Here is a 15,086-nt window from a genome sequence, read left to right as displayed (position 1 = left end):
CTTAGTTGGTACGTTCAATATCTTTTAATAGAAGTTGACCCTCGCCATTTTCTTCATATTTCACCGTAACTTTATCGCCATTATTGAATTTTTCAAGCTCACTTGTTGATTCTTCAGTAATATCAAGAACAACTGGCTCGTTATCTACAGTTACTTCAATTGTGTGGGTATCTGCTAAACCTACATAAACACCCTCTGCTGTTTCGATGTTACTGTCTGTTGACACATCCTCACCTTGGCTCTTTTGATTATCAGCCCCGCAACCTGCAAGGAGCAGTATAAAGAACATTAAACCAATCAATTTTTTCATTTTTTTCACCTCATTATGTTTTATCGTCAGTCATTTAATATTTTAAAGAAAAATTAAGAAACAGTGAAACTTTTTTTTATAAAAATCGACTATTATAGGATTTTGTTCTTCTATTAAAAAGAGTTGTATTTACTGGAAATTTCAATCATAATCAAATTAACTGAACAGATGGGGTGCAAAGAATGAGAAGTAAACGCAGAAAAAAGAAAAAAACCTTATTACTGACGATATTAACTATTATTGGAATCCTTGTGTTAGGGACAGGCGGTTATGCATACTACTTATGGCATAAAGCCGCTTCAACTGTGGCAAGTATTCATGAAAGTATTGATAAATCCAAAAAGAGAGATACAGAGGTGAATATCAATAAAAAAGACCCGTTTTCTGTTTTAATTATGGGGGTGGATGAACGTTCAGGCGATAAAGGACGCGCCGATACACTCATTTATATGACCGTTAACCCAAAAACGAACACCACAGATATGGTCAGTATTCCTCGTGATACCTATACAAAAATTATCGGAAAAGGCACGATGGATAAAATCAACCATTCGTACGCATATGGCGGTACACAAATGACAGTTGACACGGTTGAAAACTTCCTCGATGTTCCGGTCGATTATTTTGTAAAAGTCAATATGGAAAGCTTTAGAGACGTGGTTGATACACTCGGCGGCATCACAGTTAACAGCACATTTGCGTTCAGCTATGACGGTTATTCATTCGGCAAAGGAGAAATCACACTGAACGGAAAAGAAGCATTAGCGTATACACGAATGAGAAAAGAAGATCCAAGAGGAGATTTCGGACGTCAGGACCGTCAGCGCCAAGTGATCGAAGGAATCATTAACAAAGGGGCAAATATTTCTTCCGTTACAAAGTTTGGAGATATGTTTAAGGTCGTTGAAAATAATGTGAAAACCAATTTGACGTTTGATAATATGTGGGATATCCAGTCCGATTACAAAGGCGCCCGAAAACATATCAAGCAGCACGAACTGAAAGGCGAAGGCACAAGAATCAATGACGTCTATTACTATAAAGCAGATGAGAGCGAGCTAGCTGACATCACAAATGAACTGAAAGAAAGCTTAAAAAACTAAAACAAAAAGAAGCTTCGCACCTATGTGCAAAGCTTCTTTTTTATTTATCCGTAAAAGAGTCCGGATGTTCATTCCGATATCCGTAGTGAAACAGCAATTCCTCTACAATCCGGCGGGAGGCCTGTCCATCACCATACGGATTTGAAGCATAGGACATTTTCTGATACTCATCGGCGTCAGTTAAGAGCTCTTTTGCAAGCTGATAAATGTTCTCCTCATTTGTCCCCGCAAGTTTAAGCGTCCCTGCTTCCACTCCTTCAGGGCGCTCAGTCGTATCACGAAGCACAAGAACCGGTTTCCCGAGCGATGGCGCTTCTTCCTGCACTCCGCCGGAATCAGTCAAAATGAAATGGGATTTTGCCGCAAAGTTATGGAAGTCAATCACTTCTAAAGGCTCAATCAGATGCACTCTGTCAGAGTCGCCAAAATGCTTCTGAGCCGCTTCCCGGACAACAGGGTTAAGGTGCACAGGGTAAACGACCTGTACATCATTATATTCCTCTACAATTCTGCGGATGGCCTTAAACATGTTTTCCATCGGCTCGCCTAAGTTTTCACGGCGATGAGCCGTCAGTAAAATCATCTTATCCTCACCAACCTGGTCAAGGACAGGGTGTGAATACCCTTCCCTAACTGTTGTGCGAAGCGCGTCAATCGCTGTATTGCCCGTTACAAAAATAGAATCGGCCTTTTTGTTTTCTTTTAACAAATTGTCTCTTGCCTGTCCTGTCGGTGCAAAATGCAAATCAGCAATAGCACCGGTCATTTGGCGGTTGAGCTCTTCAGGAAACGGAGAATATTTATTGCCTGTGCGAAGACCGGCCTCCACATGCCCGACAGCAATTTGATGATAAAACGCGGCAAGGCTTCCGGCAAATGTCGTCGTCGTATCACCGTGGACAAGCACAATATCAGGCTTGATGTCTTTAAACAGCTCGTCCAATTTCACAAGCGCATTGGACGTAATTTCTGCCAGCGTCTGCCGCTCCTTCATAATGTTCAAATCGAAATCAGGCTTAATCCGAAACGCTTCAAGCACCTGATCCAGCATTTGTCTGTGCTGGGCAGTCACCGTTACATAGGACTCTATTTCAGGATATTTTTTTAATTCAAGCACGAGCGGCGCCATCTTTATCGCTTCCGGCCTGGTTCCGAAGACGGTCATGACTTTTAGTTTTTTCATAATTGTCACCTGGTTTCTGCAAAAAATAAAATCATACTCCTTATTCTACATGAATTTGTTTCATTTTAAATCATTTCCTATTCACTTATTCATGGTCAAGTGAACTTTATTGCTAGGGAACTTAAGGATAAAACTTGTTTAAAATTGGTTTATCCTATATCATAAAAAATGTGTGAAACCACAATGAACAGGGTAAATAGAAAATAGTTTTAGCCATAAATATTTTCGTTAATAAGGAAGGTGCCTTTAAATGAAAAAAGTACGTAAAGCGATAATTCCAGCAGCAGGACTAGGAACGCGTTTTCTCCCGGCTACGAAAGCAATGCCGAAAGAAATGCTTCCTATCGTAGATAAGCCAACCATTCAATACATAATTGAAGAAGCTGTTGAGTCCGGTATTGAGGACATTATTATTGTAACAGGTAAAAGCAAGCGTGCGATCGAGGATCATTTTGATTACTCTCCTGAGCTAGAAAGAAACCTTGAAGAAAAAGGAAAGATTGAACTCCTTGAAAAAGTGAAAAAATCTTCCAATCTGGCTGACATCCACTACATCCGCCAAAAAGAGCCTAAAGGACTTGGACATGCTGTGTGGTGCGCGCGTAACTTTATCGGCGATGAACCTTTTGCGGTTCTGCTTGGAGACGATATTGTCCAGGCGGAAAAACCAGGATTGCGCCAGTTAATGGATGAGTATGAAAGAACACTTTCTTCTATTATAGGTGTTCAGCAAGTGCCTGAAGAAGAAACTCACCGCTACGGTATTATCGACCCGCTGACAAGTGAAGGCCGCCGTTACCAGGTGAAAAACTTTGTTGAGAAGCCGTCTAAAGGCACAGCACCTTCTAACCTTGCCATCTTAGGACGTTACGTATTTACGCCTGAGATCTTTATGTACTTAGAGGAGCAGCAGGTTGGCGCAGGAGGAGAAATTCAGCTGACAGACGCCATTCAAAAGCTGAATGAAATTCAAAGAGTGTTTGCTTACGATTTTGAAGGCAAACGCTATGATGTTGGTGAAAAGCTTGGCTTTATCACAACAACTCTTGAATTTGCGATGCAGGATAAAGAACTCCGCGGACAGCTCGTTCCGTTCATGGAAAACTTATTAAACAAAGAAGAAATCTAAACATAAAAGGCTATTGGAGATTCATCCAATAGCCTTTTCTTATTTCGACATCAGGGTCAGCGTATGTTCTTCATTATCAACTGCAAAGATCTGATTTGCTGTATTCACAAGAAAACGATTCTTGCTGCTGTCATATAATACATCACCATCACTTAATGATAATGACGCTGGAGTAACGGGAGAAATATTGTGAAAGATAAGCTGTGAAGCTTTATTATCTTCCAATACATAGCTGATCTTTTCATAATCAAAATCCAAAGTCTTTCTGCCGTCAGCTGTTTTTCCTTCTGTGAAATTATTTAATTTAGATTGAATACTGTCTCTGCTGTTTCCGAGGAACTTCAGAAAATATTCGTAGGAAGCTCTGCCACTTTCCTGAACATAAGGTTTAAAAGCAGATGCCTGCAACTCCGCTTTCTTGACATCACTCACAACAGCATTCTCTTTCACAAAGTGAGTATTTCCTTCAAATTTTATTTTTGCTGCTTGTTTGTCTTTTGCCATTACAGTCACTTCAGTACCGAATGAAAGTGTATTACTGATTTTCTCTTTCAGGTCTGGATCTTTATAAAGAGCTGCTTTTGTATCGACAATAAACCCTTGTTGGTTGATTGCGGTTAAACTTTCTTCAGCCTTACCCTTTGTATTGCTGTGATGCTTCTTCACTTCATTTTGCGGAATCGCGCCAAACGAAGCAATTGTACGAAGCGGGGCATTAAAGAACATCGTTCCCGCCATGAAAACTGTCAGAATAGACAAAATAGCGATTTGAATAGCATTAGCAAGTGATTTCGGCTTTTTCTTCTTTTTGCGGAAACGGGCAAACGCTTCAGGATCTTCTTTCTTCCGCTCTTCCGTTTGCTCTTTTTTATATGTTTCTTTTTCTTTTTTCGAGAGCTTATTAAACCAGTCAATAAATGCTTTGTACTCTTTCACAACGGTTTTTGTTTCATCAAACATACGAAGCTCGCCGTAGTGCATCCAAGCGACGCGGTCACACATCTTTTCAATCTGGCCGATGGAGTGGCTGACAAAGAAAATGGTTTTTCCTTGCTTTTTAAACTCGTTAATTCTGTCTACACATTTCTGATAAAACGTTTGGTCTCCTACGGAGAGCGCTTCATCAACAATTAAAATATCCGGATCAATATGAACGGAAATCGCGAAACCGAGACGAGATTTCATCCCGCTGGAATAGTTTTTAACCGGCTGATTAATAAAATCGCCAATCTCCGCAAATTCAACGATACTGTCATACATGTCATCAATTTCTTTATTTGTTAGGCCCATCATCAAACACTTGAGCCGGACGTTGTCCCGGCCCGTTAATTGATTATTTAAACCGGCCGCGATCGCAATCAGCGACGGCTGGCCGTTCATTTCAATTTCCCCGCTGGTCGGCGGAATAATTTTAGCCAGCAGGTTAGACATGGTCGATTTCCCCGACCCGTTTATCCCTACAAAGCCGATTGTTTCTCCCTCATACACGTCAAAGGAGACATTCCGCACAGCAAAAAAACCATTATCCTTAACCGGAAAAAACAATCCTTTAATCTTGTCCGATTGTTTTTTATACAAATGATACTGCTTTGAAACATTTCGAAACGAAACTTTTAGTTTCATCGTACAATCTCCTTACGTATTAAAGAAAGTCAACAAACTTGTCTCTGAATTTCATGTGCAGGATAGAACCTACTGTTAATAAAAGAAAAGTGAACAGCCAGAAATACAGCGTGTATTTTATGTCTTGGAAGAACCATTGGCCGTCTAAGAAGCTGTTCCGGAAACCCTCAATAATATAGAATAGCGGATTCAGCTTCAAAACAGGTAATAATTCTGGATGATTCTGACCGAGTTTTGAATTAATATCCCAAAAAATTGGTAACAAGAAAAACAAAAGCCTTGTTACAGCTTGAAGTAAAAACTGATAATCCCTTACCAGCACACTGATTGTTGAATTAAACAAACTAAAAGAAAACATAAAGGCAATCAAGCAAATAAAGTAGTAAATATATTGTAACCAATGCAAACTTGGATATATTCCGTTAACTAACAGTACAATGATATAAATCACCAGCATAATAAAATAGCTAAATAAGTTGGAAGCAATGGCCACTGAAGGCAGAGAACTAATCGGAAAATTCATTTTTGCTACCATCTTAATCCGCTTAAATACACTGTTTGAACCATCTAGTATAGTTGGACTGATAAAAAACCAGGGAATTAATCCTGCCAGCATCCAAACAATAAAAGGCACTTCACCGGCTGCGGTCGCAACAGGCCCGCCTTTTCTAATTCCCATGCCAAATACAAACCAGTAGGCCAGCATTTGGATAAGCGGATTTAAAAACTGCCAAAGAACACCCAAGTAATTCATTTGATATTTAGATTTCGTTTCATAAGCCGCCAATCTTAAAATTAAAGGAAATGACGTTATTTGCTCTCTCAGTATTCGCAATAAATCATTCATTTTTTATCTTCCTTAGACTTAGTTGATTTTTGGAAATCTTTCTGTTTAAGAAATTGAAAGCACCGCTGATAATTGTAACAGATCCTGCATTTTTTTTCACTTCTCAATAAGTGTCAAAAAGCTGCCGAGACTTCGACAGCTTTCAGATATTAAAAAATGCCAGTATTTATTCAGCTCTAAATACAGTATTTACTACTTTTTCAGATGAACGTCCTGATTCCAAGTAACAGAACTTATCGTAAAAAGGTCCGAATGAAATTGGTAATTCGTAATCAGGTGATGCAATTTCTTTAATAGCCTCAATGGTTTCTTCAGTTGTTTTCACTAATGGACCCGGTGCATCCTTTTCAAAATCAAAGTAGAAACCTCTCAGCTTATCACGGTAAGTTTCAATATCAGGTACAAAGAAAAGCATTGGCCGTTTTAAATTTGCATAATCAAAGAATACAGAAGAATAATCAGTAATCAGCAAATCAGAAATCATATACAATTCACGAATATCCTCATAAGCAGAAAAATCAAACGCAAAACCTTCATAAGGCCCCAAATCAAAATTCTCAGCTACAAGATAATGCATTCTTAAAATAACGATATATTCATTTCCAAGTTCTTGTCTAAGCTGATGCAAATCTAAATCAAGGTCAAATTTATAGCGTCCTTTTGCATAGAATTGATCATCTCTCCATGTAGGGGCATATAAAATTACTTTTTTATCACTAGGAATGTCCATTCTGTTTTTAATCGCTGATATTGTTTCTTCATTATTATCATTATGAAGAAAATCATTTCTTGGATAACCAGACTCAATCATCGTTTTGTTAAACTGAAACGCCCGGGCAAAAATTTCAGATGAATATGCATTAGGGGAAACCAAATAGTCCCAATTAGAAGCTTCCCTTATAAAATTCCTCTTATATTTCTTTGTATTTGTTCCAGGCATATGCACTTCTTCCATATCCATTGCCAGTCTTTTCAACGGCGTTCCATGCCATGTTTGTACATATGTCGTGTGTTCAGGTTTTGGAATCCATAATGGAAGCCTGCTGTTAACAATCCAGTACTCGGCCCTCGCCATAGCAAAAAGCCATTTTATCGAAAGTCGGTTGATATAAGGAATTTTCTTTTCATCAAATGGAGCTGAATATTGTTTATTTACACTCCAGTACATTTTATATTCCGGATGGTTTTCCCGCATATATTCATAAATTGCCCTCGGATTACAACTGTATTGTTTTCCGTTAAAACTTTCAAAAATAATTGTTTTTCGTTTAACAGGCATCTTGCTGGCCATCATAAATAGTGATTTGTAAGTTTTAGTGATGAACCTGTTTCTCAACTTTGTTAGTTTTTTGATTTTTGATACAAACCGTTTCTTTTTGCCTTTAACAAAGTACTTAATCCTTGTGTTCATGCTATAGTCGTTTACTCTGATGCATACAGTTTGTTTCTTTTTCTTCTTGAAAATCTCATAACGAATCGGTCCGTTTTCCGATTTCACGACGCTCACTAAACCTTTTAGTTTATTTTTCCGGTCCCCTAAAACCAAAGCAGTGCTGTTAAACACAATTTCCGCTTTTTCTTCATCAGTACATACATACTCCATAAATAAACGGTAAACAAAACGTTTTTCGATGGAGAAAGGAATTTCTTTTAAAGGAATTTTCACTTCAAAATGATATAATTGCGGCATAAAACCGTCTTCTCTGATTTGGTCAATCCCTTGCATTTTTCTTTCAAGCTGCAAAGGAAACTTTTCCTCAACCGGCGTTTCTCCGCCCTTTTTCATGATAAGATTCATGTCTTTTATTTGATATTGATTTTCAGAACTCAGATAACCCGCATAACCCTTTAGGGTAATTTCTTCAGAATTAATCCCTATGTCGTCAAATCTTACAATTTTAGCTTCCCTTTTTACCTTTACTGAAAAATTGCCTTTATCGGTTTTATATGGTAAAACCAAAAGTCCTGTTGTTTGATCAATATGAAATGCAAGCTCAACCGTATCTACTACAGCAGAAAGACGCTTTTCTTGAGACTGTTGCGGTTCTGTATCTTCGTTTTTTTCGCCAAATACTACATAAAAGTCATACGTTTGGCCCATTTCAAGCGGCATAGGCAAAAGATGAACATCAATATCTGCTTTGTACTCCAATAAATCAGTATTTTGAAGCATAAATTCAGCTTCTGTACCTGAACGTCTCTCTTTTAACTTTAAAAATAATTCTTGATTCTCTAAAAGTTGTTGTTCAGTATCAATAACAATCGATAATTCCAGTTTACCTAATCTGTTTTTCAAGCTTTTCAAAATACATTTAATCACAGTATTTTCACTCATTACTATTGTCTGCTCCTCTGTATAAAAGCTCTTACCTTACTGCTTCCTTATAAAAGGTTCACAATAACAGCACTGCATCCTTTAAGGGTATTAACCTTCTTTCAGCTCCGTTAATTTCCAAGAGAAATTACCTTTTACTGTTGTATAGGGTTCTATGCAATAACCAAGATCCGTCATCACATGATTCCTGTCAAACTTTATTTCTTCACTCGAAACCCTGCGTATGATTTTTATATGATTAGTTCCAATAAAACGAATATAAAAATCAATGACCTGAGTTTTGTTAGCTGCTATTTTTTCAATATTTATATCTTTTTTCAGGTCAATTCTAAAATGACTGTCATTTAGTAAGGGAATATTAATAATCTCAGCCTTGTTCTTTCTGTCCATGCCCACTAAGCTTATTTGTTTTACTAAGTCTTCCTGAGTGTGAGGGTCAAGTTCAAGTTTAACCTCATCCTGATCCTTAGTATATGAACTGATTGGCAGCTCTTTTTTCCCTATCTTTTTAAAGAGCATTGCTTTTTCTTCACGAACCTCAATCATTCGGTTCAATGCATAACCCCAATTTCGAATATAGTTGGATCTTGAATATTTCTCAGCCATTTTAAAAGCTTGTTCTGAGAATTCCTGATGAGTTTTTTCATCTCTCATTAAAGTGATGATGCCCTCAGCCAGTTTTTCTATATTATACTGCTCAATGACATATCCATTGACTCCGTCAGTTACAAGACTCCTTGCTCCATAATCATAATCATACGTTACAACAGGACACCCATTGCTTAGCGCCTCCATATTTGAGAGGCCGAATCCTTCAAAGTGGGAGGTTGATATCGTAAGCCACGCTTTCTGAAACTCCAAGTCCGGATTATTTGTATAACCTTTCAAAAAGACGTTATTCTGAAGTTTATGCTCTTCAATCTCTTTTTTTATTTTTTCAAAATCTTCACCAGATCCGAATATATCTAGTTTAGCTTCGGGAATTTCTTTCACTACTAAGCTAAAAGCTTTTACTGCATGTGTTAGATTCTTCATTGATGCGAGTCTTGAAATAATGACAGCTTTGTATTTTTCACTCGGCACATTCAATACATTAGGATTAAGCGGCTTATCGATTGTATGCGGAGTAAAGAAAAACGTCTCTTGATCTCCTGAGATTAATCTGAAATCGTCTATTTGCTCTTCAGTTATAAAAAAGATGGCATCCAGATTATACATTTGACTGAATACTTCTTTGTAACGGCCTTTAATTTGGTATTTATTATTGCCGTAATGTTTATTATGAATGATAGCTCCATAATAAGAAGAAGGTGATTTCTTCACTTTGAAAACATGCTTATCCTGAGGCCGGCTATCAACTAGGAACAGCTTCGGTACATCGTTTTCATTTTGTAAATAATCTATCCAAAATTGACGCAATTCCGATTCGTCTTTAACTTTTTTCTCGCCCTCTAAAGAATACCAAGTGAAATGTGAGAATTGAATATCCTTCTCTTCACTGTTCCATACATAGTGCTTGTCTAAATATACTTGATTTTTATTATTGACATATTCCTGCAAAAACATCTTATTTAATTGCTCATCATAATGAGTAACAAGTGCTAGACCGCCGTTTTTTGTATATTCTTCTCGCTTTATAAGCTGACTTTTATCATTCGAATAATCAACATAACGGATTGTCTTTCCGTCAGCATAATAAGTTACGGAAATTTCACTGTTTCCTTTGCCAAATAGCCTCGATACAGTTTTGGCGAATTTCCCCATACCAGCTTGCTTTTTTATCTGTTCCAGCCCTAATTTTTCCTCATATGATCTTTTCCCATTTGTTTTCACACTTAAGAAATCATCATATAGATTTATAACGCTGGTATATTTTTCATCGATCTTACCGTTTTTATACAAATCCTGCTTTTTAGAAGCCAATTCAAGATCAAAGCGAAACGTTAAAAAAAATGTTTTTCTGTTACATTCTTCTCCAAATAATTTTGAACGCAATAACAGTGACTTAGTCAGACCGCCATAATTACTCGGCAGGCCGCCAGAAATAAAATAATAATTCATGTCAGGTATTTTTTGTTTTATATTAAATTCACTCACCGCATGTAAAGACATTTCTTACTCCCTTCGGCTCCCTAGAATGTATGTTCATTGAAATTGATATCTTTCCCGTATACATTTGTATAAAAATCAATGTAAGCATCAAAAAGTACTTCTTATTTCAATAAGAAGTACTTTTTTAGATATTAAGCCAATGATATCAGGACCCTAAATTACATACCAGCAATTTCCTCTTTAATCTTTGTTGTAGAGATGCCTTCAGTTCGAGGAAGATAGATAACCTCACACTGATCTTTAAGGAAGTCGAATTTACCTTCCCAGTCATCCCCCATAACAAAAACATCTATATTATGATCAATAATATCCTGCTTTTTTTGTTCCCAGCTTTTCTCAGGAATCACTTCATCAACATACCGAATAGTTTCTAAAATTAATTTACGGTGCTCGTAGCTATGATAAGCCTTTTTTTGCTTTTGTAAGTTAAATTCATCCGTTGAAATAGCAACAACTAAATAATCACCAAGTTGCTTTGCACGTTCAAGCAATTTAATATGACCCCAATGCAATAAATCAAAAGTTCCGTAAGTGATGACTTTCTTCATTTAGAGAAACTCTCCTTCCTAATGTTAAAAAACAATATTAAAAACACTATCGTCGTTAGCGATTGAATTCTAAATACCCTGGGCAACTATTTTGTTTACATTCCTTATATCGACATATTTCTCGTATGTCTTCACTGATCACTAATTATAGCATACAGCCCACAAAAGGTTAAGTGCTCATGCAGAGAAAAGCAATCCAAAATATGTAAACAAACTAGAACTCCTTTGGTAGCAAGGATTATCGTTCATCCGTTCATCCAATTGTAAAAATGGAAACATATTTAAATTTAATGTAAAGATAATGTTAAGCCATTGTTCGGGTTTTATGTTAAAATATACGTTAGGTTATTTTGTTTTTTTATCTCTTGGGATTTTAACTATATAAGTAGATTTTATTAAGGGAAGGAGGATCCGGACATGCAAACTGAAACTATTCATCATATTTCTTATGTAAACAGCGACCTCACATCCTTCATGAATCACCTTGAACAACATTATATTGATCAGGAAATCGGGGCATTTATTTCTACGGTAAATCCCGAAATAGGATATGCGGCTATTAAAGATAAAGATTACTTTAATGTATTGTCCTCTTCAAACTTTATTTTGCCTGATGGCATTGGAGTAGTCATGATGTCCCGATTGACTAACAGCAGACTTCAATCCCGAATCGCAGGATACGACGTGTTTAAAGAGTTGCTCGGCATTGCTAACAAAAAGAAAAAACGTATATTTCTATACGGTGCGAAGAAAGATGTTATAGAGAATGTCGTATCCAAAATTTCTTCTGAATATCCAAATATACAAATCACGGGCTATTCAGATGGATATGTCCAAGACAGAGCCAAAGTAGCAAAACAAATTGCAAATGCAAAGCCAGATATGGTATTCGTAGCATTAGGATATCCTCATCAGGAAAAGTTCATTCATAACTACAGACATTTATTCCCTCAGGCTGTTTCAATAGGTCTCGGCGGAAGCTTTGATGTGTTTAGCGGCAATGTCAAACGGGCTCCTTCCTGGATGATTCGTTTGAATTTGGAATGGCTTTATCGTTTAGTGACAAATCCGTGGCGCTGGAAAAGAATGCTCAGCATTCCAAAATACGCTTTAGCTGTTTTAAAGGAAGAAAAAACCGGAAAGACTTTTTATCCGAAACCTGAAAAAGATCATACAAAACAGTTATAAACGAAAATATATAAACAAGTGGATTGATAAAAATGAAAATAAGATCATTATTGGCGAATTGCTATCTGTATTTGTTATCAGCAATCGCCTTTTTTCTGCAATGGGTTAAACCAAGGAATAATGTAACACTGCTTATCTCGTTTGAAGCAAACGCAAAAGCGATTTTGGAGGAATATGAACGAAAACAGTACCCATTCACTTTAAACATTTTATATACACACCAGGCATCCTCTATAGCCGAGAGATTTTCTCAGATCCAAACATATTCTTTAAAAGAAAAAAGTCCTTTTCATCTTTTTAGAGCCGTTTATCTCATGTTTAGCAGCAAAATCGTTCTTGCAGATAATTACTTTTTGTTAACAAGCGTGTTAAATAAACGGCCTCAAACCAAGTGTATCCAAGTCTGGCACGCAAACGGCTCTTTAAAAAAATTTGGTTTAGAGGATATAACAAACCTGCAACGAACACAAACTGATTTGGAAAGGTTCAAAAAGGTATACAAGTCTTTTGATTATATAACCGTTGGCTCTGAAGAAATGGCAGATATCTTTAAGAAATCTTTTGGAGTAAAGGATCATCAACTATTAAGAACAGGTGTGCCCTTAACTGATCCATATTACACTGATAGCAAAAAGAAGAATGCTGATTTTCAAAAAAACAAAAAGAAAATCATTCTCTACGCACCGACTTTTAGGGATTATGATATGAACGCAATACAACTGCCTTTAACCGAAGAGCAACTCATTCATGAGTTAAACGGAGAATATGTTTTATTCGTTAAACTGCATCCCGCAGTTCAAAACAATATAGCCTTTACCTCTTCTAGTCATTATATTAAAAATGTTTCAGATTACTCTTTGTATGATTTGCTCATAACGGCAGACATATTAATCACTGACTACTCTTCCGTTCCATTTGAATATTCTATTTTAAATAAGCCGATTCTTTTCTACACATATGATTTTAAGAAATATAATGAAGAACGTGGGTTGATTGATAATTATCTTTCAGTCATACCGGGAAGAGCCTGTTATGACAGTCAATCATTGCTGAATGAAATCCTCAGAGCTTCCTTTAATATTCCCGAAATTAAAGATTTTTCAGCAAAGTGGAATATGTATTCTAGAGGAAATTCCAGTAAGAACCTATTACAATTTATAAAAGATCAAATATAATACATTTGTTTAACACTTGTTCAGGAACAGAACAAGTGTTCTTTTTTCTCTTGACTACCGAACATATGTTTGCTTTAATATAAATAGTTGCTTTTGGTGGCAGCAAAAATTGATAGAGGTGATGAACATATGGCCCAAAAAGAACTGTTTAATTTCACAAAAATAACTCCAAAATTATTTACTGAACTTCGTGTTGCTGACAAAACGGTCCTTCAATCATTTAATTTCGACGAAAAAAATCATCAAATTTATACGACACAAGTGGCAACCGGGATGGGAGGCGGAAGCCCTCAAAGCTTTCGGATAACCCGTCTTTCTTTTGAGGGATTGCAATTAGACAGCATGCTATTGAAACATGGAGGACACGGTACAAATATCGGGATTGAAAACCGAAACGGCACCATTTATATCTGGTCACTATACGATAGACCGAATGAAACAGATAAAAGTGATTTAGTTTGTTTTCCATATAAAGCTGGTGCTACTTTAGACGAAAATTCCAAGGAACTTCAGCGCTTCTCTAATCTCCCTTTAAATCATAGGGTTACACCTGCACTTGATATGAAAAATAGACAGCTGGCAGTCAGACAATATGATACAGTCAATAATAAACAATGGGTTACAGTCTTTAACCTGGACGATGCAATAGCAAATAAAAATAACCCTCTATATACGATTAACATTCCTGAAGAACTTCATTACTTACAAGGGTTCTTTTTAGATGACGGCTATTTATATTGGTATACAGGAGATACTAACAGCAAAACGTATCCCAACCTCATTACTGTGTTCGATACTTCCGGTAAGATTTTGTTACAGAAAGAAATTACTGTTGGCAGTGACCTTTCTTATCGATATGAAAATAATTTCCGTGAACCTGAAGGGATTTGCATGTACACTAATCCCGAAACTGGAGCAAAATCTCTGATGGTAGGAATCACCAGCGGTAAAGAAGGCAGTAGAATAAGCAGAATTTATGCCTACCACTCTTATGAAAATTTTATGAATCACGTACCTATCATTCGGACTCCTTTATTAAAAACGGTCGGTCATCAAGAGAAATCACCAGAGAGATTCCAACCTTTTATTCAAACATTCATATTAGAATATAATGCCCAAAATAAAAAATGGGTGATTCCATCTTCAGGTTATTTACCATCATACACATCAAATGTAGTCCAAAATATTACTATCAATACAGGGGGAAACCTCCAAGTTAATTTAAATGAACGCTATATCAGTTTACTTCATCAAGCAATAGAGGGAGATTTTCGTTTAAAACAGAAGGATATCCGCATGGGGTCTTGGTATTTTGCCGGCGGTGAAAAATCAAATGTTCTTGAGATAGGTTTTATCAAAGGAAACACAAAAATCAGACCTGATGATGCTGCCATTCCAAATGGTTCAAGAATGAGCGTATTTATGATTGTTGCTGACAAGATTGAAGTATGAAATTAAAAATAGGCTGAAGCATAAAGAGCTTCAGCCTATTTTAGAAAAAGTAAAAAGATAACAAATAGAGATTGCATACCG

Annotated in this window: 12 protein-coding genes; 5 read left to right on the top strand and 7 right to left on the bottom strand. The window is 36.7% G+C overall.

What is annotated here, in order from left to right; translation table 11 throughout:
* Position 1 precedes the first annotated feature (1 nt).
* Entirely contained in the window at positions 2 to 310 is a 309-nt protein-coding gene (locus tag M1D69_RS03245; protein WP_305935026.1) for a hypothetical protein, read from the bottom strand.
* Between the two features lie 182 nt (positions 311 to 492).
* On the opposite strand from M1D69_RS03245, the gene tagU reads away from it, so the two are divergent.
* On the top strand, positions 493 to 1,413 hold the full coding sequence (gene tagU / locus M1D69_RS03240; RefSeq protein WP_458104594.1) for a polyisoprenyl-teichoic acid--peptidoglycan teichoic acid transferase TagU: 921 nt from the start codon (positions 493 to 495) through the stop codon (positions 1,411 to 1,413).
* 40 nt (positions 1,414 to 1,453) lie between these two features.
* Here the strand turns inward: tagU and wecB are convergent, their stop codons facing one another.
* Complete coding sequence (wecB, locus tag M1D69_RS03235; RefSeq protein ID WP_458104595.1) at positions 1,454 to 2,596, bottom strand: non-hydrolyzing UDP-N-acetylglucosamine 2-epimerase; 1,143 nt, start codon at positions 2,594 to 2,596, stop codon at positions 1,454 to 1,456.
* A 250-nt stretch (positions 2,597 to 2,846) separates the two neighbouring features.
* Between wecB and galU the strand changes: the two genes are divergently transcribed.
* On the top strand, positions 2,847 to 3,725 hold the full coding sequence (gene galU, locus M1D69_RS03230; protein WP_044159515.1) for a UTP--glucose-1-phosphate uridylyltransferase GalU: 879 nt from the start codon (positions 2,847 to 2,849) through the stop codon (positions 3,723 to 3,725).
* A 39-nt stretch (positions 3,726 to 3,764) separates the two neighbouring features.
* Here galU and tagH read toward each other — a convergent pair whose 3' ends face one another.
* From tagH to tagD, 5 genes are all read right to left on the bottom strand, one after another.
* Positions 3,765 to 5,348 (bottom strand): teichoic acids export ABC transporter ATP-binding subunit TagH, encoded by a 1,584-nt coding sequence (tagH, locus tag M1D69_RS03225; RefSeq protein ID WP_458104596.1) that lies wholly within the window; start codon positions 5,346 to 5,348, stop codon positions 3,765 to 3,767.
* Positions 5,349 to 5,367: 19 nt separating this feature from the next.
* The gene (gene tagG, locus M1D69_RS03220) at positions 5,368 to 6,195 is read right to left on the bottom strand and encodes a teichoic acids export ABC transporter permease subunit TagG (protein ID WP_458104597.1); all 828 of its coding nucleotides are present in this window, start codon (positions 6,193 to 6,195) and stop codon (positions 5,368 to 5,370) included.
* A 166-nt stretch (positions 6,196 to 6,361) separates the two neighbouring features.
* Entirely contained in the window at positions 6,362 to 8,530 is a 2,169-nt protein-coding gene (locus tag M1D69_RS03215) for a CDP-glycerol glycerophosphotransferase family protein (protein WP_458104598.1), read from the bottom strand.
* Between the two features lie 90 nt (positions 8,531 to 8,620).
* Positions 8,621 to 10,642 (bottom strand): alpha-glucosyltransferase N-terminal domain-containing protein, encoded by a 2,022-nt coding sequence (locus M1D69_RS03210; RefSeq protein WP_458104599.1) that lies wholly within the window; start codon positions 10,640 to 10,642, stop codon positions 8,621 to 8,623.
* Between the two features lie 158 nt (positions 10,643 to 10,800).
* Entirely contained in the window at positions 10,801 to 11,190 is a 390-nt protein-coding gene (gene tagD / locus M1D69_RS03205; protein ID WP_458104600.1) for a glycerol-3-phosphate cytidylyltransferase, read from the bottom strand.
* Positions 11,191 to 11,607: 417 nt separating this feature from the next.
* On the opposite strand from tagD, the gene M1D69_RS03200 reads away from it, so the two are divergent.
* The 3 genes from M1D69_RS03200 (at position 11,608) to M1D69_RS03190 (ending at position 15,005) form a co-directional block, all read left to right on the top strand.
* Positions 11,608 to 12,378: a WecB/TagA/CpsF family glycosyltransferase gene (locus M1D69_RS03200; protein WP_458104601.1), complete on the top strand. Its 771-nt coding sequence runs from the start codon at positions 11,608 to 11,610 to the stop codon at positions 12,376 to 12,378.
* A 32-nt stretch (positions 12,379 to 12,410) separates the two neighbouring features.
* Positions 12,411 to 13,553, top strand: coding sequence for a CDP-glycerol glycerophosphotransferase family protein (locus M1D69_RS03195; protein WP_458104602.1), 1,143 nt, complete (start codon positions 12,411 to 12,413; stop codon positions 13,551 to 13,553).
* 129 nt (positions 13,554 to 13,682) lie between these two features.
* On the top strand, positions 13,683 to 15,005 hold the full coding sequence (locus tag M1D69_RS03190) for a phage baseplate protein (protein ID WP_458104603.1): 1,323 nt from the start codon (positions 13,683 to 13,685) through the stop codon (positions 15,003 to 15,005).
* Positions 15,006 to 15,086: the final 81 nt, after the last annotated feature.

This window comes from Bacillus sp. PK3-037 (assembly GCF_054161355.1).
This window is presented reverse-complemented; position numbering and strand designations above follow the sequence as displayed.